This window comes from Pseudoflavonifractor phocaeensis, from assembly GCF_038439875.1.
Taxonomy (GTDB): Bacteria; Bacillota; Clostridia; order Oscillospirales; family Oscillospiraceae; genus Vermiculatibacterium.
The window spans coordinates 419,609-441,415 of sequence record NZ_JBCDMT010000003.1; the positions used below are offsets into that span (position 1 = coordinate 419,609).

22 protein-coding genes and 1 tRNA gene are annotated in these 21,807 nt (G+C 64.9%); 7 read left to right on the forward strand and 16 right to left on the reverse strand.

Features of this window, described 5'->3' with window-relative positions:
* Positions 1-20: 20 nt before the first annotated feature.
* The 4 genes from AAEU42_RS06700 to pyrE all read right to left on the reverse strand — a co-directional run bounded on the left by AAEU42_RS06700 (position 21) and on the right by pyrE (position 4,303).
* A complete protein-coding gene (locus tag AAEU42_RS06700; RefSeq protein ID WP_342232759.1) occupies positions 21-749 on the reverse strand; it encodes a hypothetical protein in 729 nt (242 codons plus the stop codon).
* Between the two features lie 8 nt (positions 750-757).
* Positions 758-2,725, reverse strand: coding sequence for an excinuclease ABC subunit UvrB (gene uvrB, locus AAEU42_RS06705; RefSeq protein ID WP_342232760.1), 1,968 nt, complete (start codon positions 2,723-2,725; stop codon positions 758-760).
* 147 nt (positions 2,726-2,872) lie between these two features.
* Positions 2,873-3,550: a JAB domain-containing protein gene (locus AAEU42_RS06710; protein WP_342232761.1), complete on the reverse strand. Its 678-nt coding sequence runs from the start codon at positions 3,548-3,550 to the stop codon at positions 2,873-2,875.
* Between the two features lie 81 nt (positions 3,551-3,631).
* Complete coding sequence (pyrE, locus tag AAEU42_RS06715; RefSeq protein WP_342232762.1) at positions 3,632-4,303, reverse strand: orotate phosphoribosyltransferase; 672 nt, start codon at positions 4,301-4,303, stop codon at positions 3,632-3,634.
* Positions 4,304-4,491: 188 nt separating this feature from the next.
* Here pyrE and AAEU42_RS06720 point away from each other — a divergent pair, with 188 nt between their 5' ends.
* The 4 genes from AAEU42_RS06720 to AAEU42_RS06735 all read left to right on the forward strand — a co-directional run bounded on the left by AAEU42_RS06720 (position 4,492) and on the right by AAEU42_RS06735 (position 6,521).
* Entirely contained in the window at positions 4,492-5,013 is a 522-nt protein-coding gene (locus tag AAEU42_RS06720; RefSeq protein WP_342232763.1) for a nitroreductase family protein, read from the forward strand.
* A 114-nt stretch (positions 5,014-5,127) separates the two neighbouring features.
* A complete protein-coding gene (locus AAEU42_RS06725) occupies positions 5,128-5,544 on the forward strand; it encodes a hypothetical protein (RefSeq protein ID WP_342232764.1) in 417 nt (138 codons plus the stop codon).
* A gap of 25 nt (positions 5,545-5,569) precedes the next feature.
* Positions 5,570-6,004 carry a cell wall hydrolase gene (locus AAEU42_RS06730; RefSeq protein WP_342232765.1) on the forward strand — a complete coding sequence of 145 codons (435 nt, stop codon included), beginning with the start codon at positions 5,570-5,572 and terminating at the stop codon, positions 6,002-6,004.
* Between the two features lie 19 nt (positions 6,005-6,023).
* Positions 6,024-6,521 carry a hypothetical protein gene (locus tag AAEU42_RS06735; RefSeq protein WP_342232766.1) on the forward strand — a complete coding sequence of 166 codons (498 nt, stop codon included), beginning with the start codon at positions 6,024-6,026 and terminating at the stop codon, positions 6,519-6,521.
* 59 nt (positions 6,522-6,580) lie between these two features.
* Here AAEU42_RS06735 and malQ read toward each other — a convergent pair whose 3' ends face one another.
* The 8 genes from malQ to AAEU42_RS06775 all read right to left on the reverse strand — a co-directional run bounded on the left by malQ (position 6,581) and on the right by AAEU42_RS06775 (position 13,785).
* The gene (malQ, locus tag AAEU42_RS06740; protein ID WP_342232767.1) at positions 6,581-8,065 is read right to left on the reverse strand and encodes a 4-alpha-glucanotransferase; all 1,485 of its coding nucleotides are present in this window, start codon (positions 8,063-8,065) and stop codon (positions 6,581-6,583) included.
* A gap of 15 nt (positions 8,066-8,080) precedes the next feature.
* Complete coding sequence (locus AAEU42_RS06745) at positions 8,081-8,305, reverse strand: HPr family phosphocarrier protein (RefSeq protein ID WP_342232768.1); 225 nt, start codon at positions 8,303-8,305, stop codon at positions 8,081-8,083.
* A gap of 13 nt (positions 8,306-8,318) precedes the next feature.
* On the reverse strand, positions 8,319-9,410 hold the full coding sequence (locus AAEU42_RS06750; RefSeq protein ID WP_425288198.1) for an ABC transporter ATP-binding protein: 1,092 nt from the start codon (positions 9,408-9,410) through the stop codon (positions 8,319-8,321).
* 13 nt (positions 9,411-9,423) lie between these two features.
* Positions 9,424-10,452 carry a LacI family DNA-binding transcriptional regulator gene (locus AAEU42_RS06755; protein WP_342232769.1) on the reverse strand — a complete coding sequence of 343 codons (1,029 nt, stop codon included), beginning with the start codon at positions 10,450-10,452 and terminating at the stop codon, positions 9,424-9,426.
* Positions 10,453-10,457: 5 nt separating this feature from the next.
* Positions 10,458-11,330, reverse strand: a complete 873-nt coding sequence (locus tag AAEU42_RS06760) for a carbohydrate ABC transporter permease (RefSeq protein WP_342232770.1) — start codon at positions 11,328-11,330, stop codon at positions 10,458-10,460.
* Entirely contained in the window at positions 11,330-12,181 is an 852-nt protein-coding gene (locus AAEU42_RS06765) for a carbohydrate ABC transporter permease (protein WP_342232771.1), read from the reverse strand. The genes AAEU42_RS06760 and AAEU42_RS06765 overlap by 1 nt, the downstream gene beginning before the upstream one ends.
* Before the next feature lie 93 nt (positions 12,182-12,274).
* A complete protein-coding gene (locus AAEU42_RS06770; protein WP_425288199.1) occupies positions 12,275-13,606 on the reverse strand; it encodes an ABC transporter substrate-binding protein in 1,332 nt (443 codons plus the stop codon).
* Positions 13,606-13,785 carry a hypothetical protein gene (locus AAEU42_RS06775; protein WP_342232773.1) on the reverse strand — a complete coding sequence of 60 codons (180 nt, stop codon included), beginning with the start codon at positions 13,783-13,785 and terminating at the stop codon, positions 13,606-13,608. Before AAEU42_RS06775 ends, AAEU42_RS06770 begins: the two co-directional genes overlap by 1 nt.
* Positions 13,786-13,910: 125 nt before the next feature.
* Here AAEU42_RS06775 and AAEU42_RS06780 point away from each other — a divergent pair, with 125 nt between their 5' ends.
* Both AAEU42_RS06780 and AAEU42_RS06785 read left to right on the forward strand, forming a co-directional pair.
* Positions 13,911-14,525, forward strand: a complete 615-nt coding sequence (locus AAEU42_RS06780; protein WP_342232774.1) for a DUF624 domain-containing protein — start codon at positions 13,911-13,913, stop codon at positions 14,523-14,525.
* A gap of 121 nt (positions 14,526-14,646) precedes the next feature.
* A tRNA-Thr gene (locus tag AAEU42_RS06785) sits at positions 14,647-14,722 on the forward strand.
* 232 nt (positions 14,723-14,954) lie between these two features.
* On the opposite strand, the gene AAEU42_RS06790 is transcribed toward AAEU42_RS06785, so the two are convergent.
* Genes AAEU42_RS06790 through AAEU42_RS06805 form a run of 4 tightly spaced genes read right to left on the reverse strand, consistent with a single transcriptional unit; the run spans position 14,955 to position 21,103 of the window.
* Positions 14,955-16,151, reverse strand: coding sequence for a GGDEF domain-containing protein (locus AAEU42_RS06790; protein ID WP_342232775.1), 1,197 nt, complete (start codon positions 16,149-16,151; stop codon positions 14,955-14,957).
* A 43-nt stretch (positions 16,152-16,194) separates the two neighbouring features.
* Complete coding sequence (locus AAEU42_RS06795; protein WP_342232776.1) at positions 16,195-18,132, reverse strand: ATP-binding protein; 1,938 nt, start codon at positions 18,130-18,132, stop codon at positions 16,195-16,197.
* Positions 18,132-20,348 (reverse strand): hypothetical protein, encoded by a 2,217-nt coding sequence (locus AAEU42_RS06800; RefSeq protein ID WP_342232777.1) that lies wholly within the window; start codon positions 20,346-20,348, stop codon positions 18,132-18,134. The genes AAEU42_RS06795 and AAEU42_RS06800 overlap by 1 nt, the downstream gene beginning before the upstream one ends.
* Positions 20,345-21,103, reverse strand: a complete 759-nt coding sequence (locus AAEU42_RS06805) for a LytR/AlgR family response regulator transcription factor (protein WP_342232778.1) — start codon at positions 21,101-21,103, stop codon at positions 20,345-20,347. The genes AAEU42_RS06800 and AAEU42_RS06805 overlap by 4 nt, the downstream gene beginning before the upstream one ends.
* Positions 21,104-21,390: 287 nt before the next feature.
* Between AAEU42_RS06805 and AAEU42_RS06810 the strand changes: the two genes are divergently transcribed.
* A complete protein-coding gene (locus tag AAEU42_RS06810; RefSeq protein ID WP_342232779.1) occupies positions 21,391-21,774 on the forward strand; it encodes a response regulator in 384 nt (127 codons plus the stop codon).
* The last annotated feature ends 33 nt before the right edge of the window (positions 21,775-21,807 follow it).

Below are 21,807 nucleotides of genomic sequence, written 5' to 3' on the forward strand. Positions count from 1 at the left end.
ATTCTTCTTCATGCGCCCCGTCAAGACAGCCCGGACAGACTCAAGGCGTAGCAGACGATGGCGAGAACGGTCAAAGCGATCTGGCCGAAGGAGCGGCCCAGCAGCTCCCATTCCGAGGGCTCCGCCCCCTCCGGGTCCCGGATCCGAAAGCGCAGGTCCCATCGGAACAGAGCGTCTGCAAACAGGATGCTCACCACAGCCGCGGCCGTCACGAAGAGGCCCACGAGATAAAACTCCACTGCTCCACGGCTGACCAGCGCCGGGCCCGCGGACAGGCGGAGGATGATTCCCACCGAGGGGGCCGCCCCGGCGGACGCGTGAGAAGAATCGTGCACCGGGCCGCCGTCCTCGGCGACCAGGGCGGAAAACCGCTCCCCGGCCCAGCCGCCCCGGAAGAGGCGGGTGTTCCCCTCCCACACCTCCACGCCGGTGAGGACGCCGGCCAGCTGGCTGTCCCGGGGGACCGCCGTGTCGTCATAGATCACGGTATAGGGGCCGTGAGTCACGTCTCCCCACCGGCAGGTCACGCTTTGGTCCGGGGCCACGGTAAAGACGAGGTCCTGGCCCTTCGCCCGGCCGGAGTAGGTCTTCCCATTCTCCGTCTGGGAAAAACGCAGAAAGCCGTCCCCATACTGGATGCCGGTCTGCCGCCCGATCAGGGCGTAGAGAACGCTGAACACAAGGGTGGACAAGGCCAGGAGCACCAGGAGGGCCTTTTGCAGCAGGCCCAGGCTCTTCCATTTTTCCACGGCGGCCCTCACTTGCCCCTGAGTTCGATGATGCGGTCCCGAAGGACGGCGGCGTACTCGAACTCCAGGCGCTTGGACGCCTCCTTCATCTCCTTCTCCAGCTTGGCCACCGCCTTTTCGATCTCGGTGCGGGTCATCTTGGTCTTTTCCCGGACGGCCCGGTCGGCCTCCTCCTCCCCCTCGGCCAGGTTCACCACGTCCCGGACCGATTTGATGATGGTCTTTGGCGTGATGCCGTGGGCCTGGTTGAACTCGTCCTGCTTCTTCCGGCGGCGCTCGGTCTCCCCGATGGCCGCCATCATGGAGGGGGTCATCTTGTCGGCGTACATGATGACGAGGCCGTCGGCGTTCCGGGCGGCCCGGCCGATGGTCTGGATGAGGGAGGTCTCGCTGCGGAGGAAGCCCTCCTTGTCCGCGTCCAGGATGGCCACCAGGGACACCTCGGGCAAATCGAGGCCCTCCCGCAGGAGGTTGATGCCCACCAGCACGTCGTAGGTGCCGAGGCGCAGGTCCCGGATGATCTCCTGGCGCTCGATGGTGTCGATGTCGTGGTGCATATACTGGACCTTGATGCCCACGTTTTTCAGGTAGGCGGTCAAATCCTCCGCCATCTTTTTGGTCAGGGTGGTGACCAGCACCCGCTCCCCCCGCTCCACCCGGGCGTTGACCTCCCCGATGAGGTCGTCGATCTGGCCCTCCACGGGCCGCACGTCGATTTTGGGGTCCAAGAGGCCCGTGGGGCGGATGACCTGCTCCACGATCTGGCCGGAGCGGGTGCGCTCGTACTCTCCCGGGGTGGCGGAGACGTAGACCACCTGGTTCACCCGCTGCTCGAACTCCTCGAACTTGAGGGGGCGGTTGTCGAAGGCGCAGGGCAGGCGGAAGCCGTAGTCCACCAGGGTGGTCTTTCGGGCCTTGTCCCCGTTGTACATGGCCCGGACCTGGGGAAGGGTCACGTGGGACTCGTCGATGAACATGAGGAAGTCGTCGGGGAAATAGTCCAGCAGGGTCATGGGGGCGGAGCCCACGGGCCGGCCCGCGATGACCCGGGAGTAGTTCTCGATGCCGGAGCAGTGGCCAAGCTCCTGGAGCATCTCGATGTCGTACATGGTGCGCTGCTTGATGCGCTGGGCCTCCACCAGCATGTTGTTGGCCTCAAAGAAGGCCACCCGCTCCTCCAGCTCCTTATAAATTTCCTGGATGGCACCCGCCATTTTCTCCTTGGGGGTGATATAGTGGCTGGCCGGGTAGATGGGGATGTGCTCCAGGCGGCGTATGGGGCTGCCGGTGACCACGTTGATTTCGCTCAGGCGGTCAATCTCGTCCCCGAAGAACTCCACCCGGATGGCGGTGTCCCGCCAGTAGGCCGGGAAGACCTCAATGGTGTCCCCCCGGACCCGGAACATGTTGCGCTCGAAAGCGATGTCGTTGCGCTCGTACCGGTCCTCCACCAGACGGCGCATCAGCTCCTCCCGCTTCATGGTCTCCCCCACCCGGAGGGTGATCATCATGTGGGCGTAGTCGTCCGGCTCGCCCAGGCCGTAGATGCAGGAGACCGAGGAGACCACGATGACGTCCCGCCGCTCGATGAGGGAGGCGGTGGCGGACAGGCGCAGGCGGTCGATCTCGTCGTTCACCGCCGAGTCCTTCTCGATGAAGGTGTCGGTGTGGGGGATATAGGCCTCGGGCTGGTAGTAGTCGTAGTAGCTGACGAAGTACTCCACGGCGTTGTTGGGAAAGAACTCCTTGAACTCGGCGCAGAGCTGGGCGGCCAGGGTCTTGTTGTGGGCCAGCACCAGGGTGGGCTTCTGGACCTTCTCGATGACCTTGGCCATGGTGAAGGTCTTGCCCGAGCCGGTGACGCCCAGGAGGGTCTGCTCGCTCAGGCCGTTTTCCACCCCTGCCGCCAGGGCCTCAATGGCCTGGGGCTGGTCGCCGCTGGGCTCAAAGGGACTGACCACTTTCAGTTCCGGCATGGACGGACCTCCTCTCCTCCAAATCAGATAGGACCATTGTATCAAAACATTTGTTCTATTGCAACAGGAAATTGTGGGAGCTCTCTCTTCTGAGGAAGATCGTCCGCCCGGCCTTCGCGGCCCGGCTCCCCGCGGGAAGCCCCCGCGCTACTCCTGGAACTGGAAGCCGCTGTCCCGCAGGGACACCATGTCGTCGTCCACAAAAATCATGTGGTCGGCCAGCGTCACGCCCACAGAGGACAAAACGCCGGTGAGATAGCGGGTTGTGGCCTTGTCCTCGGGGGAGGGGAAGGCCAGGCCGGAGACATGGTTGTGCCCCAGGATGACCTGGGTGGCGTTGAGGGAGAGGGCGGCCTCCACCACACCCCGGGTGGTGACCTCGGCGGCGTTGACGCTCCCCTCGGCGATTTGGCGGACGCCCAGGCTCTTCCCTTTCCCGTCCATGCAGAGCAGATACACCCGCTCGGTGCGGGCACCGAAGAAATAGGGCCGGAGGATCCGGTAGGCGTCGGCGGTGGCGTTCACCGTCTCCTCCGTATCGGTCCGGGCGGTGAGATACCGGCCCCCTGTCTCCTTGACCGCCTTCAGCAGGGCGACGGCGTGCTCCCCCACGCCCGGCACCTTCATAAGATCCTCGGGCAGGGCGTCCAGCACCCCGGCCAGGGAGCCGAAGCGCTCCATGAGGAGGTGGGCGGTGGGGTTTGTGTCCCCTCTGGGATTGGCGTAAAAGAGCAGCAGCTCCAGCAGTTTGTGGTTGGGGAAGGAGTCGGGGCGGGCCAGGAACTCCCTCTTCATCCGGATCCGGTGGCCGTCGTGCATCGCCATAGTCTTCCCCCTCTCCAGCAGTTGGATGCGCTTGTCTAGGAAACCGCCCCTCTCCTCTCTCAGAGGGGGCGTTTGGATTCCTTATTTCCCGCCGTACTGGGCCAGGTATCCTTCCATCCTGTCCTTCATGGCGTCGTCGATGTACACCTTCCCGTCGATCTCCCGGTTGTGGAGGAAGGCGATGACCTCCCGGACGGTGACGATGGGGAACACCTGGATGCCGTACTGCTCCCGCAGCTCGTTGATGGTGGTCTTCTCCCCTGTGCCCCGCTCCATCCGGTCCACCGAGACGATGAGGGCGGTAAGCTCCACGTCGGCCACGTGCTGGAAGAGCTCGATGGTCTCCCGCACGGCGGTGCCGGCGGTGACCACGTCCTCCACGATGACCACCCGGTCCCCGGCCTTGGGCTGGTAGCCCACCATGGTGCCGCCCTCGCCGTGGTCCTTGGCCTCCTTGCGGTTGAAGCAGTAGGGCAGGTCCCGGCCGTAGTCCCGGTAGAGGCTGGAGGCGGCGGCCACGGTGATGGGGATCCCCTTATAGGCGGGGCCGAAGAGGCAGTCCACCCCCTGGGGCAGGTTTTGCTGGATGCAGGCAGCGTAGTAGTCCCCCAGCTTGGAGGCCTGGGCGCCGGTCTTGTAGTTGCCGGTGTTGATGAAGTAGGGGGTCTTTCGCCCGGATTTGGTGGTGAAGTCCCCGAAGGTGAGTACGCCGGAGCGCACCATGAAGGTGATGAATTCCTCCTGATAGGACATTGAGTAGCCCTCCCCTGAAATTTGTGTTCCAGTGTTTAAATGTCGAAATATTATATCACCTTTCCCGCCCCCGGACAAGGGCAAATCCCCGGCTGTTTTTTGATCCCCGGAATGTTTTTTGCCCCTTGCGCTCCCTGGGCGGGAGTGGTATCATCATCCCAATCCCAAATCAAAGGAAGTGCTTCCCAATGGAGACCATGCAGGCTGTTTTTGGACGAAAAAGCTACCGCGGCGGGTTCACCGGCGCCCCCGTGCCCCGGGAGGACCTGAGAGAGATCATGGAGGCCGGACTGGCCGCCCCCTCGGGCCACAACCTCCAGACCACCCAGCTCATCGGGGTGGACGACCCGGAGCTTTTGAAGCGGCTGGCCGATTGCTTCCCCCACTCGGGGATGACCACCGCCGGGGCCATGGTGGTGGTGCTGGCCAAGAAGATCCAGTGTGTAGATGGGGCCTTCTACCACGTGGAGGACTTTGCCGCCGCCACGGAGAACATGCTCCTGGCCATCCACGACAAGGGCTACGCCTCGGTGTGGCTCCAGGGGGTCATCCGGGGGGAGCCCGCCGCACGGATGGCGGCCATCCTGGGCGTGCCCCGGGAGGTTGAGGTGGTGGTATGCCTGCCCATCGGCATCCCCGCCAAGCCCTTCAAGGCGGCGCCCAAGGCCCCCTTTGAGGACCGGGCCTGGTTCAACGGCTATCAGGTCTGACCCCACCAAGGAGGACGCCGGTCTCTTTTAAGAGGCCGGCGTCCTCCTTCCTTTTCGCACCCGCGCCACCTCCGGCGCATAGAATGACCCGAAACGGAAGGGAGGCGGATATCTATGGAGGAAAAAGACACCCTCTGCCGGTCCCTCAGGCAGGTGGACACCTCTCTTGTTTTCCTGGTGCTGATCCTTTTCTCAGTCCTGCTGTCCTACTGGTCGGTGGGCATCCAGCGCGACCAGCTGTGCCGGACCATCCAGGGGAAGGACGTGTCGGGCTTCCCCTCCGTCTATCCCATCAAACACGCCGCGGCGGCCATCGTGGTAGGGTCGCTGTCCTTTTTCCTCTGTCTGGCCCTGTCCGCCGACCGCCAGGCCCAGGCCGGGAGCGATCCGGCGGCCTGCCGGTCCGCCCGGGTCAACCTGTTGGCCTCCATCCTGGTGCTGGCCGCCGCCCTGCTGCGGCTGGACGATCTGACCTTCGTGGAGCGGTCCCGTCAGAGCGCGCTGCTGGAAGAGGACACCCTGCCGGACTGACCCGCGGGCGAAAAGGAGTGAGGAAATGGCTTATTCCGACCTGGAACTGCTGGCCCGCATCGTGGCCTGCGAGGCAGGCGGCGAGGGCGACAACGGGATGCAGGCGGTGGCCAGCGTGGTGATGAACCGGGTGAACGTGACCTACGGGGAATATTCCCGGTACAAGACCGTCCGCCAGGTAGTGTTCCAGCCCCGGCAGTTCGTCTGCGCCATGGAGACCGTGGGCGGCGAGTATAACGCCCAGAACATCTACAACATGGCCCTGGAGCAGGTGCACTGGGACATCGCGGAGTGGGCGATGGCCGGGAACCGGCTGACCAACCTGGGCACCGCCCTCTGGTTTTTCAATCCATACAGCCCCAACTGCCGCCCCAACTTCCCCACTCAGGTGGGGGAGTTTGTGATCCGCATCGGTGACCACTGCTTCTACAACCCCACCGATGCTTACGCTCTGACTTGAAACGGAGGCAAACGACATTATGGCCAGACTCTATCCCGACGCGATGCAGGACATCGCGCTCAACTCCGCTAACGAAAGCGGCTCCATCAACACCCCGCCCCCCCAAGACTTCAACACCCCCGCCATGCGGGGGTCCGTGCAGCAGTTTTTGTCCGATAACCTGGGCGAGTTCGTGGTGGTGGAATTTCTCATCGGCACCCAGACCATGGTGCAGAAGGCGGGCATCCTCTACGCCGTGGGCACCAGCGTGCTGACTCTCTATGACGAGGTCAACCAGACCTTCGTCACCTGTGACATTTTCTCGGTGAAATTCGTCACCTTCTACCTCCCCGGCCGCCGGCCCTGGCAGATGAACAACCCCTATTTTACCGGCCAGGGCGGCCTGGGGATGGGCGCGTTCCCCGGGCAGTCCGGCATGGGCCTGCCCGGCCAGGACGGCTCCCTCCTCCCAAGCCAGGGGGCCACGGGCGGCTGCACAGGCAGCGGATGCGGCTTTCTGTCCACCCTGGGCCGGTGAGGTCCTCCCCCGCGCAAAAAAAGAGGCTCCATCCCTTGGGATGGAGCCTCTTTTTGTCCCTACCTGATCCGGGTCCTGCGGTAGGTGGCCGTCTCGTGACAGAGCCGCCGGGCCAGCTCGGGGGTAAACGTACCGGGGAGGGCCCGCCATTTCCAGTTGCCCCCCAGGGTGGCGGGGACATTCATCCGCGCCCCCGCTCCCAGCCCCAGCAAGTCCTGGGCGGTGACCACCGCCAGGTCGGCCACCGAGGCCAGAGCCCCCCGCATGAGGCCCCAGTGGGCCCCCTCCGCTTCGGTCAGCTTCAGGTAGTCCACGGCGAAGGCCCGGTCCTCCGGGGCGGCGGAGGCCAGCCAGCCCAGGGCGGTGTCGTTGTCGTGGGTGCCCACGTAGCACACGCAGTGCTTTTCATAGTTGTGGGGCAGATAGTCGCTCTCCTCTCGGCTGTCGAAGGCAAACTGGAGCACCTTCATGCCGGGGAAGCCGGACTCCCGCAGCAGCTCCCGCACCCCGTCGGTGAGGAAGCCCAGGTCCTCGGCGATGATATCCTGCTTCCCCAGGGCGGCCTCCACCGCCCGGAGGAGCTTCATGCCCGGACCGGGGCGCCAGCGGCCGTTCCGGGCCGTGGGCTCCCCGTAGGGGATGGCGTAGTACGCCTCCAGCCCCCGGAAGTGGTCGATGCGCAGCACGTCGTAGAACCCCCGCTGGCGGCGGATCCGCTCCACCCACCAGGAGAAGCCGTCGGCCTCCATCCGGTCCCAGTCGAAGAGAGGGTTGCCCCAGAGCTGTCCGTCGGCGGAAAAGCCGTCGGGGGGGCATCCCGCCACCTCCACCGGGTTTAAGTCCCCGTCCAGCTGGAATTGGTCAGGCCGGGCCCAGACGTCGGCGCTGTCCCCCGCCACGTAGATGGGCAGATCCCCGATGAAGGAGACCCCCTTCCCTTTGGCGTAGGCCTTCAGGGCGTTCCACTGGCGGAAAAAGAGGTACTGCACCCCCCGCCAGAAGGCCACGGCCTCCCTGTGATCCTCCCTGGCCTGGGCCAGGGCCGGGCCCTCCCGGCGGCGGAGGGGCTCCGCCCACTCCTGCCAGGGCCGGCCGCCGTTGGCGTCCTTGAGGGCCATAAAGAGGGCGTAGTCGGGTAGCCAGGTGGCGTTCTCCGCCAGGAAGAGGGGGTAGTCCTCCGGGGGGTGGGCCAGCAGCCGCTCCACCGCCCGGGCCAGCACCGGCCAGCGCTTTTCATAGAGCAGGCCGTAGTCCACCCCCTCAGGGTCCTCCCCCCAGCCGATCTCCTCGTACTCCCCCCGTTCCAGCAATCTCTCCGCCGCCAGGTCGTCCAGGTCGATGAGGTAGGGGTTGCCCGCGAAGGTAGAGAAGCTCTGGTAGGGGGAATCCCCATAGCTGGTGGGGCCGATGGGCAGAATCTGCCAGTAGCTCTGCCCCGCCGCGGCCAGAAAATCGGCGAAGTCCCGAGCCGCCTGCCCCATGGTGCCGATGCCCCAGGGGGAGGGCAGGCTCGTCAGGTGCATGAGCACGCCGCTTGTCCTCACGTTACATCCATCCCATCACACGCAAAATCGTTTCAGTTCTTCCAAAAGCCCCTCCTCGGGCTTGCCGTGGAGCTCCAGGTCCAGGGGCTTGGACAGGTCCAGGCTGAAAATGCCCATGATGGACTTGGCGTCCACCGTGTACCGGCCGGAGCGCAGGTCGGCCTCGCCGGAAAAGCGGAAAATGATGTTCACAAAATTCTTCACCTTATCAATGGTGTCCAGGGTGATCGTCAGCGTCATACGCTCTCTCCTCTCAAATGCGTTGTTCCGTCTCGGGGTCAAAGAGGTGTACCTTGTTGCCGTCCACCGCCAGCCGGACGGTATCGCCCCCCCGGATGGCCATGCGGGAGGGCACCCGGGAGATCAGCTTTTGTCCGTTCACGGTGATGTAGAGGTAGATCTCCGCCCCCATCATCTCCGCCAGGTCCACGTGGGCCTCCAGCTGGCCCGAGGTGGACAGGGCCAGGAATGCCTCCTCCCCGTGGATGTCCTCGGGCCGGACCCCCACGGTGACCTCCCGCCCCTCGTAGGGCTCCAGCCCCGCCGCCGGGGTGGGGACGCGGCAGTCCCCAAAGACCAGGACGTGGCCCCCCTGGGCCCGCTCCACCCCGGCCTGGAAAAAGTTCATGGGCGGGGTGCCGATGAAGCCGGCCACGAAGCGGTTCACCGGATGGTCGTAGAGCTCCTGGGGGCTGTCCACCTGCTGGATGACGCCGTCCTTCAGCACCACGATGCGGTCGGCCATGGTCATGGCCTCGGTCTGGTCGTGGGTGACGTAGACGAAGGTGGTCTGGAGCTTTTGGTGGAGCTGGGAGATCTGGCTGCGCATCTCGGTGCGCAGCTTGGCGTCCAGGTTGGACAGCGGCTCATCCAGCAGAAAGACCGCCGGGTCCCGGACCATGGCCCGGCCCAGGGCCACCCGCTGCCGCTGGCCGCCTGAGAGGGCCTTGGGCTTGCGGTTCAGGTAGGGCTCCAGCTCCAGCACCTTGGCCACCTGGCGCACCTTCCGGTCGATCTCCTCCTTGGGCGCCTTCTTGAGCTGGAGGGCGAAGGCCATATTCTTGTAGACCGTCATGTGGGGATAGAGGGCGTAGGACTGGAACACCATGGCGATGTTCCGGTCCTTGGGGGGCACGTCGTTGACCCGCCTGTCCCCGATGAACAGGTCCCCTGAGGTCACCTCCTCCAGCCCCGCGATCATCCGCAGGGTGGTGGATTTGCCGCAGCCCGAGGGCCCCACCAGGATGATGAACTCCTTGTCCCGGATCTCCAGGTCCATCCCGGGGATGACGGTGACGTTGTTGTCATAGGTCTTGACGATGTTTTTCAGTGTGATCCCCGCCACAGGGCATCACCTCCTATTCGTTCAGATCCCGGATGCTCTCGCCGGGCAGCAGTTGAAAGGGCACGATCTCGTGGACGGCGCCGCCGCCCCCCGCGGCCTGCCGGAGCAGGATCTCCACGCTCCGCCGGGCCAGCCGCCCCGACCGCTGGCGCACCGTGGCCAGCCGGGGGACGCAGTAGCCCGCCTGCTCGATGCCGTCGTAGCCGATGAGGGAGATGTCCTCGGGCACCCGCAGGCCCCGGTCCCGGATAGCCCGGAGGGCGCCGATGGCCATGACGTCGGACATGGCAAAGAGGGCCGTCAGGTCGGGGCACCGCTCCAGCAGAGCGTTGGCCGCCTCGTAGCCCCCCGGCATGGAAAAGCGGGCGGCCTGAAACTGGAGCTCCTCGTCAAAGGGGACCCCCGCCTCCAGAAAGCCCCTCCGGCAACCGAAGAACCGGGTCTGGCTGGTGTTGGCGCCCCCCCGGCCGCAGCCGGCGCAGAAGTGGCCCCCGATGACGCCGATGCGCCGGTGCCCCGCCTCGATCAGGCGGCGGATGGCCTGGGCCGCCCCCTCGGCGTCGTCGGTGGAGACGCTGGAGAGATTTTGAAAGCCCATGGTGTCCGCCCGGGTGGTCACCAGGACGCAGGGGCAGGTGACCCGCTCGAAGCGGTCGGCGAAGTTGTTTTGGTTGCCGCCCAGGAAGAGGATGCCCAGGGGCTTGAGCTCCCGGCAGACCCGGACCGCCTGCTCCACCTCGTCGTCGTCCTCGTCCAGATAGTAGACGGCGGCGGCCCGGCCCGCGGCGCGCACCCGGCTCTGGACCTCCTCCAGGATGCCGGCGAAGAGCAGGTTGCGGGCGCCCTTGACGATGACGGCGATGCTGCTGCTCTCCCGCTGCTTGAGGTGGCGGGCGTTGTCGTTGGGCTGGAAGCCGGTCTCGGCCACCACCGCCAGGATCTTGGCCCTGGCCTCGTCGCTGACGTCGGGGTGGCCGTTGAGGACCCGGGACACCGTGCCCACGGCGTACCCCGCCCGCTGGGCGATGTCTTTGATGGTCATGGCCCTCACCCCTTCACCGCGCCGGCGGCCACGCCCTTGATGATATACTTCTGCCCCGCCAGGTAGACGATGATGATGGGGATGATGGTGAGCATGATGCAGGCCATCATGGGTCCCATCTCCACCCGGCCGAAGCTGCCACGGAAATGCTGGATCAGCATGGGGATGGTCATATATTTCTTGATGTCCAGTACCAGGGTGGGCAGCAGGTAGTCGTTCCAGACCCACATGGCCTCCAGGATGCCGACGGACACCAGGGTGGGCTTGAGCATGGGCATGACGATGAGGAAGAAGGTCTGCAAGGGGTTACAGCCGTCGATCATGGAGGCCTCCTCCACCTCCACCGGCACGGAGCGGACAAAGCCGCAGAACATGAACACGGCCAGCCCCGCGCCGAAGCCCAGATAGATGATGCAGATGGTCCAGGGGGTGTTGAGCCGCAGGTCAAAGAGGCCGAAGAAGCTGATGCGGAACCGGTCCGCCGTCTGGGACAGGGTGAACATCACCATCTGGAAGGGCACCACCATGGACAGCACGAAGAGGAAATAGAGCCCCCGGCTCAGCCGCCCCTTCACCCGGGTGATATACCACGCGCACATGGAGCAGCACACCAGGATCAGGGCCACCGAGGAGATGGTGATGAACAGGGAGTAGCCCAAGGACTGGAGGAAGCCCTGGGAGATGATGGCGCTGACATAGTTCTCCAGCCCCGCGAAGGTCTCGGCCGTGGGGAGCTGGAAGGCCGCCGAGGTGGTGATGGCCCGCTCGGTCTTCAGGGAGTTCATCAGTATCATGAAGATGGGGTAGAGATACACCAGGCTCAGCAGGGAGAGAAAGACGGTGATGACCACGTTGGAGGCCTTGCGCTGTTTTTTCATCACTGCTGCACCTCCCTGGACCGGGTGGCCCGGAGCTGGAACATGGAGATGGCCACCACCAGGATACAGAAGAGGACGGCCTTGGCCTGTCCCAGCCCCTTCCACTGGGCCCCAGCCCGGGCGTAGAAGGTGTTGTAGATGTTGAGGGCCAGCATCTCGGTGGCGTGGGCGGGCTCCCCGGCGGTGAGGGCCAGGTTCTGGTCAAAGAGCTTGAAGGAGTTGGTGAGGGTGAGGAACATGCAGATGGTGATGGAGGGCATCACCATGGGCAGCTTCACCCGCCAGAGGGTCTGCCAGGAGGTGGCCCCGTCGATCTGGGCGGCCTCCGTCAAATCGTCGGGCACCGCCTGGAGCCCGGCAATATAGATGATCATCATATACCCCACCTGCTGCCAGCACATGAGGACGATCAGCCCCCAGTACCCCGCCGCGGAGTTCAGCGCCAGCAGGGGCCGGCCCGCCAGGGAGAGCAGGCAGTTGATGAGGATCTGCCAGATATAGCCCAGGACGATGCCCCCGATGAGGTTGGGCATGAAAAACACCGTGCGGAACAGGTTGGTGCCCTTCAGCTTCCGGGTCAGCAGCAGGGCCAGGGCGAAGGCGATGACGTTGATGAGGACGATGGACACCACGGCAAAGGCCACGGTGAACCAGAAGGATTTCAAAAATTGGGCGTCGGCAAAGGCCCGCTGGTAGTTGCCGATCCCCGTCCAGGTGGCGTCGCTCACCGTGGTGAACTGGCAGAAGGACAGATAGATCCCCTGGAGAAAGGGGAATAAAAAACCGATGGCAAAGGCCAGCACCGTGGGAAGGACGAACAGGGGGGCGTAGCGTTTCAAGGCCCGTTCCATGACATGGATCCACCTCCGTTTCGTGATCTCGGTTTGTGTTGAAAAAAGGGGCGGGCTGGGCCCGCCCCTTTCCGCTTACGATGGATGTGTCCCTCAGCCGTTGGCCAGCTTGTACTCGGCGGCCCAGCCGTCCACAAAGGCGGTGACCACGCCCTGCCAGTTGGCGTCGGTGGGGTCGGCGGCGTAGATGGTCAGGGCGGTGCCCAGGCCGTTCTTCCACTCCTCGGAGGGCATGGTGGAGAAGCACCAGTCCACAGAGGTTTTGCCGCTGGCCACGTACTCGTTGGAGATGGCCACCAGATGGTTGGTGGTCTCCTTGGCGCTCTGGAAGGGGATGACGAAGCCCAGGGACTCGGCCATGGCGGTGGTCCCCTCCTCGGAGGTCACGCACCAGTTGATGAAGTCCAGGGTGGCCTGGATGTCCTCGGGAGAGGCGTTCTTGTTGACGCACCAGTAGTTCTCGGAGCCGGTGCAAAGGCCTTGATTGGCCTCGCCGTCGGCGCCGATATAGATGGGCAGCATGCCCAGGTTGTCGTCGCCCAGACCCTTCACGTCGTCATAGGCCCAGGTGCCGTTCTGGTAGAAAACGGCCTCGCCGCCCGCGAACTCGGCCACGGCGTCGTCTCCGGTCTTGGCGGAGAGCTCGCTCCCCGGGCAGGTGGCGTCGGTGATATAGAGGTCCCAGATCTGGCGGTAGTCGTCCAGGAAGGTGCCCTTGATGGCGTCGGTGGAGGAGATGCCGTCGGCCTTGTACTCATAGTAGATGGGCAGGTTGGCCAGATGGGTCTTGAACCGCCAGTCGGAGGAGCCGTCCATACCGGCGGAGGTGAAGGCTCCCTTGACCCCCAGCTCGTCCTTGCGGGCCTGGATGTCGTCGGCCACCCGCTTGAGGTCGTCAAAGCTCTGGATGTCGTCCTGGGTGTACCCGGCCTTCTCCAGCAGGGCCTTGTTGTAGATGATGCCGTAGGTCTCGATGACGTAGGCCACGGCGGCCACCTCGTCCCCGTTCTTCAGGGCGAAGTCCTCACTGGTCAGGTTCTTGTAAATATCGGAGCCGGACAGGTCGTAGCAGTAGTCCTTCCAGTTGTTCAGGCCCACGGGGCCGTTGACCTGGAACAGCGTGGGCGCCTCGGTTTTGCCCATCTCGGCCATGAGCTGGGTCTCATACTGGCCGGAGGCGGCGGTAACCACGGTGACGGGCACGCCGGTGGCCTGGGTGTAGGTCTTGGCGATCTCCTTCCACTGCTCATCCTGCTCGGGCTTAAAGTTCAGGAAGTAGACGGATCCGCCCGCGGCGGCCGCGCTCTCCACGGGGGCGGTGCTGTTGCCGGGGGCGGCGCTCTCTTTGCTGTCTCCCCCGCATCCGCTGAGCAGGCCGACGGTCATGGCGGCGGACAGCCCCAAGGCAAGCCATCTTTTTTTCATCATTGTTCCTCCTTTTCGATTCGCGCCGGATCGGCGGCGCGCCGGGTCTGGAAACGTTTCCAGACTTCTATGGTTTCATCATAGCCTTTCTCGGTCGCGAAAGCAAGCAGTTTTTGCGCAAAGTGCACAATTTTGTGGAAAGTCGCAAAAGCTATCCCTTGCAAATTGTAGCATTTCACCAGAAGCCTCTTTTCATTCAGTCTTGCCATTTTTGATTGGAAACGTTACAATAAAGCTGCGCCCCCTTTCTATTCCGGTCCCAATTCCCCAGGGGGAAGTTTTTCATGAATCGCGGTGACGTCCCATGGCCTTTGAGCCCGCCCCCGCCCCGCCGGTGAAGCGGGGCCACAAATGGTATTTCAGCGTCCTGTCCCGGGAGTTCAGCCGTCTGGCGGGGCTCAACCTGATCTTCGTCCTCGCCTGCCTGCCCGTGGTCACCCTGGGGCCCGCCCTGTCGGCCTTCGGCCGCGTGCTGGGCCGGATGGCCGACGACCAGCCCACCGAGCCCGTGCGGGAATTCTGGGACGCTTTCCGCTCCCGCTTTCTCCTCAAGCTGGGCTGGGGCCTGGCCCTGCTGGCCGCGGCGGGGGTCTTGGGCTCCGCCCTTTGGTTTTACGGCAGCCTGGGCGGGATGTTCCTGCCCCTGGCGGGACTGTCCCTGGCGGGGCTTCTCTGCCTGTGGGGGGTGGCTCTCCACCTCTTCCCCTCCCTCTCCGACGCCGTCCCGCCGCCCCATCCCCTCAAGGCGGCCGCCCTGGCCGCTCTGTCCACCTTCCGCCGGACCGCCCTCTCCATCCTGGCCGCCCTGGCCTTTCTCCTCCCCCAGGTCCTCTTCTTCCCCGTCACCGTCCCCCTCACCTGCGTCATCGGCCTGGCCCTGCCGGGGCTGGCTCTGGCCTTCCCCCGCCTGGAGGGCTGAGGCGATTTTTGGGATTGACTGCACAGGGAAAATATGATAAACTTTTTACTTGTGAAAGCCCTCAGCGCCACTGCGGGCCCACACCCAAAACAGGAAGCGGCGGCCCCGCTTTCTCATCCCCGCTACTGTGGCTCAGTTGGTAGAGCAGCTGATTCGTAATCAGCAGGTCGCCGGTTCAAGTCCGGCCAGTAGCTCCAAAAAAGAAGGGATTTTGTCAGATGGCAAAATCCCTTCTTTTTTGCGCTGCCCCGCTGAGCAGGATCATCCTTTTCCGATTAGTTTTTCCATGTGGAGGCAAAAAGGCCGGGAAATCTGTGATTTCCCGGCCTTTTCGTATCCTCCACACCTATTATGAATGTGAACATCCGAGCGCGGCGGGCCAAAAAACGGCGGCTTCGGTAGATAAAGACCGTTTGGAACCATCCCGACCTATTTTGTCCCGCAGTCGATCCTGCTGCCCAGCACAACACAGTTCCGGCCCGCGTTCTTGGCCTGGTACAGCGCCTTGTCGGCCTGGTTGTAGAGGGTGGTAAAGTCAATGGGAGCCCTGGCGGAGGCCGTGCCCACACTCACCGTGACACAGCGGTTCACCGCGTCGGTTGCGGCCTCCAGGCCGAGATCCAGCACTTTCTGGCGAAGCCGCTGGGCCGCGGGGAGCACCTCCATGGCCGGACAGTCAATGAGCACCACCAAAAACTCCTCCCCGCCGATCCGGGCGGCAAGGTCGGCGGGGCCGCGGACACAGCGCCGGAGCGTATCGGCCACCTTTTGCAGGCACACGTCGCCCTGATTGTGGCCAAAGCGGTCATTATAGGACTTGAACAGGTCGATGTCCACCATCAGGAAAACCACGCCAAGGCCCCCGCCATTCTGGGAGAGCGTCTCGTCCAGCGTCTCCTGGACGCCGCGCCGGTTCAAAAGACCGGTGAGCGGATCGGTACGGGCCAGCGCCGCCAGCTTTTGGTTGGAGACCTCCAGCCGCGCCAGGGTGATGTCGTTGCTCCGGTGCGCGTTGTAGAGCACCCGGGAGAGGATCAGGGCAAATACGGCGATCAGCGGCAGCTGAAGCAGCTGCTGCGCGGTAAAGCCGAACACCACCGCCACGTGGATGGCGACCGCCGCATCCAGTCCGAAGAGCCAAAACGCCTCCTTCCGGGACAGCAGGGGAAACGCGGCGGTGAGAATAAGCAGATAGAAATAGTTGTTGGTCAGTCTCCGGGTGATGATCTCCAAAGCGACGAATACCAGCATATTGATGCTGAAGAGCCACCAGAAGGCCCGGTAGAGGGACTTGCAGCGCCGGCGCTCCACCACGGGGGCCGTGAGGAACCGGTAGGCCAGAGCGGCGGCGGTAACCATCAGCGCCAGCATGGAAGCGCCCGCCGCCAGATACGCCCCGTGGGCGGCGGGGGAGATATCCGCCGTGAAGATGACGGCCTGGTTCAATATCTCGATCAGGAAGATCAGCGCGGAAAAGGGCACCAGCCTCCGCACATTGACCACGGCGTTTTCGGTGTCCAGCCGCTCCAGCATCTCCGCGGGGAGCTGGAGCTGATCGGCCTCGCTTTGACGCAGAATCTGCCGCTCGTCTGAAAGGCTGTTTTTTAAAAAGGTGAAAAAAGACATCCCATACACCTCTGATATCGTGATAGCGGCTGACTGCGCCTATCTACCCATGCAGGATCACACTGGCCCGGAAAAGGCCGGCCTCCGCCTCAAAGACGGCCCTGCCGCCATACTTTTTGGCGGTGGCCCGCACGGAGGACACCCCCACGCCCATCCGCGGCCCCTTGCTGGAGAGGAACCCACTCCCCTCCCGCCGGGGGTCGCCTTCGAAACTGTTCTCAACGGTGATGGAATAGGTCCCCAGGGAAGGGCCCGCCCACAGGCGGATGTACCTTTCGCCCGAGGACTGGCGCCCGCAGGCCTCCACGGCGTTTTCCAACAGATTTCCGAACATGACGCACAGGTCCACGTCGCCGAAGGGCAGCTCCTCCGCCGCCTGCACCGCCGCGGTGAACGCCACGCCCGCCGACTTGGCCCGGGCCGCGTAGTGGCGGATCACGGCGTCCACCGCCGTGTTCTCACAAAACACGCCCTCATACCGGGGTGGCAGCTCCCCCTCCAGCTGGTCGAAATACCGCCTGAGGGCGTCCGTGTCCTCCGCTCCCACAAATTCCCGCAGGACGGAGAGATGCTGCCGCAGATCATGGCGGAAGGCCCGCTCACAGGAAAGGGCCTCCATCATGGCCCGGTGCTGCTCCTTCTGCATGGCCACGTTTTGCCGGGTCAGCCGGACGTTCTCCTCCAGCGCCAGGCTCGTGACGGTCCGGCTGTAAATCTCCCCCAGGAGGACTCCGCCGATCAGCAGGACAAGGCACAGGCTGCCCAGCTCCAGAAACCACCCCGAGCAGATGGGCTCGTAGAGGGGCAGCAGCCGGTCCATCACCAGCGCGGCGTCAAAGATTGCCATCCCGCACAGGAGGACCCTGGCCCGGGGCGCCGCCTCGTCCCCCTGCCGAAGGCTCAAGCAGGCCCCCGCCGTCAGCAGGACGGCGGCCAACCACTTGTAAAGGCCCATGAGCTTGGAGTAGGCGAGGATCAGCCCCAGCCCCGCCCCGGGCAGGAGCAGGTGGTAGATCACGCACGCCAGACAGACCAACGCCCCGAAGCAGACGCCGAAGAGATTGACCGGGTGGTCCAGGTCGAAGAGCTTCCGCTGCAGGAGAAACACCAGCAGGATCATGGCGCAGAAGGACAGGTTCTCCACAAAGTGGAGCCCGGGCAGGCCGGGGAACAGGGTCTTTACCACCGGGTGGCAGGTGTAGCCCAGAAAGGACAGGCACACCAGGGCGTAGAGGCCGGGCAAAGGGTTTTTCCGGTCCGCCGCGAAGAGCAGCAGGGCGATCACGCCGACCAGTGTCGTAAGGGTCAGAAGCCCGGTCCGCAGATTGAGCCGGAGGGCCGCCATACCGTCCACGGCGTCGGGCAGCCCAAAGGCCGGAGGGTACACCAGCCCGCTGTATGTATTGGAATAGTCGGACACGGCAAGGAGCAGCTCCGCCTGTCCCGCCCCCTGGAAATAAACCACCTTCTCCGCCGTCTCCGCCCGATAGCCCTCCGGGCCGGTCCGTCCCAGAGCCAGCAGCTCCACGCCGTCCACGTACAGCCGGTAGGCGGAAAAAACCTCCGGCAGGTAGAGGGCGTAGGTCCGCGCCTCCTCCGGCAGGGCGAGGGTGAGCCGGTAGCTGGCGCTGCCGTGGGGCGCGCCGTCCACGCTTTCGAAGCCGCCCAGCTGCCCCGCGAACACATAGCGGTCGGGCACGGGGGCGCCGTTTTGAAAATCTCCGGGGGTGAGGGGCTCACCGCCATAAAATGCCCAGCCGTCCACCAGCCAGACAAGGCCCCGGGTCTCAAGCACGTCTCCCCGCAGGTCCATATTGCCATACGCCGCGCCCGGTCCGGGCGCGGTGTATTTGTTGTCATACCGGTATAACAGCCCGCAAAACACCGCCGTCAGCAGGCACAGGGCCAGCAGCAGCAGGGGAAGTCCCAGCTTTTCCCGGCCCCGCCGAGCCTTGGCGGGCTGGGCCTCTAATTTCTGCATCAGCGGCCACCCCGTTTCTTTCGGAGGGTGACCAGCGAAGTCACGCCGCCCGCGGAGACCAAAAGAGCGGCGGGCAGAACCAGTCCCCGCCCGGAGCGGGGCCGCCCCTCCCCTTCCCCGGCTGGATCAGGAGAGGGCTCCCCGGCGGCGCTGGGTGCGGGGGCGGGCGTCTGTGTGTCCTCCGCCGGGGGCTCCGGGGACGCCGCCCCGGCGATGACGGGGACGGCGGAGCTGTCCGTCCCGTCAGAAGGAACGGCATTTTGAGAAGCCTTCGGAGGCTGGGAAACCTCCGGCGCTCCCGCCGGGGCGTCTTCCGTTCCAGGCTCCAAGGCCGGGGGCTCTTCCGGCGCGCCGCTCAGAGAGGGCTCCGCCGCCGGGGTCTCCTCCGAAATGGGGGAAGCCTCCGGGATCGGCGTCACCTCCGGGGTGGAAACAGTCCCCGGCGCATGGGTGGGAACCGCTTCCGCCGTGGCCGCCGGAGCGGCCTGGGGCGTCGGGGCCGCCGTGGGGCCGGGGGTGTGCTCTGGGCCGGGGGTGGGCCGGGGGGCAGGTGTAGGCTTGGGGGTAGGGGTGGGCTTGGGCTCTCTGTCATCAGAGCTTCCGCCGCTCCCCGTTCCGCCGCCGTGGGTGCCGCCGTCCCCGCCGGGCTGTTCCTCCCGGTCGCCGCCGTCCCGGTCCCCGCCGGTGCCGGGAGTGAGCACGCCCTCCTCGCCGGGGGTGAGGGTCACCACATTCCCCCAGCCCGCCCCGTTTTCCAGAACCAGGGAGATGGAGTGGTCCAGCCCCGCCGTGTCCAGGGCGAACCGCTCCACGGCGGCGGGGCGGATCAGCCAGGTCACGGCGTCCGTGGCGTCGGACCAGGTCTCCCCGCCGTCGTTGGAGCGCCAGAGCTTGGTCTCCGGGTCCCAGACAGCCCCCGCCTTCACAAAGTAGTCGGAGGTGGAAAAGGTCAGGGTGTCCCCCGCCCGCTCCACGTCGGTCAGAATGGGCAGGGCCGGGTCCCGGATCCACGCCCGGAAGGTCAGTCCCCCCTCCCCCTCCAGCCCCAGCCCTTGCAGCGCCTTCGGCAGGGCCACGGGGATGTCCACGGGGCCGGGAAGCTTGGTGTCCAGCCGTCTGTCGTAGTTATCGTCATAAATCAGATACACATCTATGTAGTTCCCGTTCGTCAGGCGGTAACGCTGAACATCGTCGAGCCTCACAATGGGCTCGATGTCCCGGCGGCGTGTCCCCAGGGGGATCTGGGGGTCGATGCCCACCCGGCATTCGATCCGGGGTCCCTCCCCCTCCTGGTCCAGGATGGAGCCGTCGGTGTCCACTCCGTCCCCCGCCGGACGGCCCCCCGCTTCGGCGGTGAGGGCGCAGAGGAAGGCCTCCGTCCCCTCGGGACCGTCGATGGCCACAGCGCCCTCCCCGCCCACGTCGATGTCCAGGCAGTTCACCCGGGCGGGCACGTCCAGCTTCAGGCCCACGGCCCCCGCCCCGTAGGCGTGGATGCGCCCCCGGGTCTCGTAATACTCCAGGTTGTTGCGGACCACGCTGTCAGACGTGACCTGGACGGCCACGCCCCCCCGACCGTCCCGGCCGGTGGCGGTGACCTCCTGGTAGGCCAATACCTCGTTCCAATCGCTGCCGAAGAACTGGTCCCCCCGCAGCTCCAGCACGGGGGCGTCCACCCCCTCGCCCTCTATCTGGAATATTCCGATCTCCTGGCCAACGACGCGGATGCCCTTGCCGTCATAGACCAGGCTGTGGGGCCCGGTGTGGATGACGGCGGGTTTTTCCAGGTTCGCGCCAAAGAAGGGGCTGTCCTCCCAGTCGAGGGTGACGGTGGCCCCCAAGGTGATCTCGCCTCCCTCGGGGCCCAGGCTCCGCATCCAGGCGCACAGCTCCCCGGCGGTCTCCACCGTACCGTCGGCCCAGGCGGACGGATCCACCGGCCCTTCCGGATCGGGGTCGGGGTTCTCCCCCTCCCCCAGCTCAGGCGGCCACTCCCCGGGCCAGATGATTCCACCCCCAGGCAGCTCTTCCCACCCACCGGGGCCCTCCTCGCCATCCCCGGCTTCTCCGCCGCCGGGCCAGAGGCCGCCGCCGGGGAAAAACGTCTCCTCCCCGGGCGGGGTCTCCCCACCGGCGGGAGGCTCCTCCCCGGCCCGGGCCGGGAGGCCGCATACCAGCAGCAGCGCCAGGGCCGCCGCCCACCGCCGGGCCTTCATATCCCGGCTCCGACGGCGTGGGTGTCCCGCATCGTTTGAAGCGCGAATGCCTCATACGCCCGGATCACCTGCTTGCGGCTGTACTTCGAGATGGGGACAGGCAACCCCGTATCCATCAGAAAGACGGAGTCACGCAGCGCGGTGATATGGTCCATATTCACCAGAACGCTCCGGTGACAGCGGAGAAACCCGGCGCCGCCGCCCGCCTGTTCGATCTCCCGCTCCAGGTCCTTCAGGGTCATCCTGACATGGATGTCCTCCCGCTTCAGATGGACCACGCTGATATTCCCAAAGACCTCCGCGAAGACGATCTCGCTCAAAAGCACCCTCCGCAGGGCCCTCTCCGTGCGCAGCAGAATGAACTTGGACCGCTTCTCGCACAGCCGCAGGCAGCGGTCCAACGCCTGCGCCAGCTTGGGGTAGGCCAGGGGCTTTGTCAGGTAGTGGGCCGCGTTTACCTCGAATGCCTCCAGCATGTGGTCGGCGCTGCGGGTAAAAAAGACGATGGGGCAGTCCTGGTCCAGCCGCCGCAGCTCCCGGACCACCCGCATCCCATCCTCGTGTTCCAGATAGATATCCATAAAAACCAGGTCGTAGACCCCCGGCACGCACCGCTCGGAAAAGGCGGACCCGGTGGAAAACACGTCCACCGCGAAGGGGGGCAGGCCATATTCCCGGCAGTACCGTTCCATCTGCCCCCGCAGGACCTCCGCGTCCCTTGCGCAATCCTCACACACCGCGATCCTGACGCTCATTTCCGGCCCACCTCACTCATCTCTCGCTTTGTTCCTATTTAAGCATAGCGCCGCGGCGGTTGTCAACTTGCCGCGGGGGCAAAAAAATGCTTTTTCTGGACGCCCCATCCATTCGTCACAGAAATCAAACCACTCATCACAAAACCCCCAAAATGGATTCTTTTCTTGATAAAATCTCAGGATCAATAAAGGCTGTAAGAATCCCCATGGGGATTCTTTCGTGATGGGATATCCCATCACGAAAATCTGTTCCGGCACCGGCCGCGGAGAGGAGATGTTGAGGGGTTATGACGATCCTGGCGGTGGACACACACCCCGAAGGACTCAGTGAACTGGTCGGCAACCTGCGGGAGGTGTTTCCCGAAGAGGAGATCGTGGATTTCAACGTTCCCGCCCTGGCCGTACAGCACAGCTTCCGCGCCGAAGTGAACCTGGTGTTTACGCGGGTGGATATGAAGCGGCTGGGCGGGCTGCAGGTGGCCCAGGGGGTGCGGTTTTACTGTCCCCAGGCGAAAGTCTTTCTGGTGACCGATGAAAAAACGCCCAAGAGCGTTTTCAGGCAGAGGGAGATCAGCGGGTTCCTGCCCTGCCCCGTCACGGCCGACGCCATCCGAAGGGCGGTCGGAACAGCGGAGGAAGCAGGGCCGGAAGAGGGAGCAAAAGCGGAATGAGAAGTTGGAGGACGGACATGAAAAAAAGGACAA

What these genes read in the sequence shown, in the direction of transcription:
- AAEU42_RS06720 (WP_342232763.1), top strand. Translation starts at nt 4,492, where the DNA reads ATGGAGACCATGCAGGCTGTTTTTGGACGAAAAAGCTACCGCGGCGGG.
- AAEU42_RS06810 (WP_342232779.1), top strand. Translation starts at nt 21,391, where the DNA reads ATGACGATCCTGGCGGTGGACACACACCCCGAAGGACTCAGTGAACTG.
- AAEU42_RS06790 (WP_342232775.1), bottom strand. Translation starts at nt 16,151, where the DNA reads ATGTCTTTTTTCACCTTTTTAAAAAACAGCCTTTCAGACGAGCGGCAG.
- AAEU42_RS06710 (WP_342232761.1), bottom strand. Translation starts at nt 3,550, where the DNA reads ATGGCGATGCACGACGGCCACCGGATCCGGATGAAGAGGGAGTTCCTG.
- uvrB (WP_342232760.1), bottom strand. Translation starts at nt 2,725, where the DNA reads ATGCCGGAACTGAAAGTGGTCAGTCCCTTTGAGCCCAGCGGCGACCAG.
- AAEU42_RS06730 (WP_342232765.1), top strand. Translation starts at nt 5,570, where the DNA reads ATGGCTTATTCCGACCTGGAACTGCTGGCCCGCATCGTGGCCTGCGAG.
- AAEU42_RS06755 (WP_342232769.1), bottom strand. Translation starts at nt 10,452, where the DNA reads ATGACCATCAAAGACATCGCCCAGCGGGCGGGGTACGCCGTGGGCACG.
- AAEU42_RS06745 (WP_342232768.1), bottom strand. Translation starts at nt 8,305, where the DNA reads ATGACGCTGACGATCACCCTGGACACCATTGATAAGGTGAAGAATTTT.
- pyrE (WP_342232762.1), bottom strand. Translation starts at nt 4,303, where the DNA reads ATGTCCTATCAGGAGGAATTCATCACCTTCATGGTGCGCTCCGGCGTA.
- AAEU42_RS06725 (WP_342232764.1), top strand. Translation starts at nt 5,128, where the DNA reads ATGGAGGAAAAAGACACCCTCTGCCGGTCCCTCAGGCAGGTGGACACC.
- AAEU42_RS06800 (WP_342232777.1), bottom strand. Translation starts at nt 20,348, where the DNA reads ATGAAGGCCCGGCGGTGGGCGGCGGCCCTGGCGCTGCTGCTGGTATGC.
- AAEU42_RS06770 (WP_425288199.1), bottom strand. Translation starts at nt 13,606, where the DNA reads ATGAAAAAAAGATGGCTTGCCTTGGGGCTGTCCGCCGCCATGACCGTC.
- AAEU42_RS06765 (WP_342232771.1), bottom strand. Translation starts at nt 12,181, where the DNA reads ATGGAACGGGCCTTGAAACGCTACGCCCCCCTGTTCGTCCTTCCCACG.
- AAEU42_RS06780 (WP_342232774.1), top strand. Translation starts at nt 13,911, where the DNA reads ATGGCCTTTGAGCCCGCCCCCGCCCCGCCGGTGAAGCGGGGCCACAAA.
- AAEU42_RS06805 (WP_342232778.1), bottom strand. Translation starts at nt 21,103, where the DNA reads ATGAGCGTCAGGATCGCGGTGTGTGAGGATTGCGCAAGGGACGCGGAG.
- AAEU42_RS06735 (WP_342232766.1), top strand. Translation starts at nt 6,024, where the DNA reads ATGGCCAGACTCTATCCCGACGCGATGCAGGACATCGCGCTCAACTCC.
- AAEU42_RS06760 (WP_342232770.1), bottom strand. Translation starts at nt 11,330, where the DNA reads ATGAAAAAACAGCGCAAGGCCTCCAACGTGGTCATCACCGTCTTTCTC.
- AAEU42_RS06795 (WP_342232776.1), bottom strand. Translation starts at nt 18,132, where the DNA reads ATGCAGAAATTAGAGGCCCAGCCCGCCAAGGCTCGGCGGGGCCGGGAA.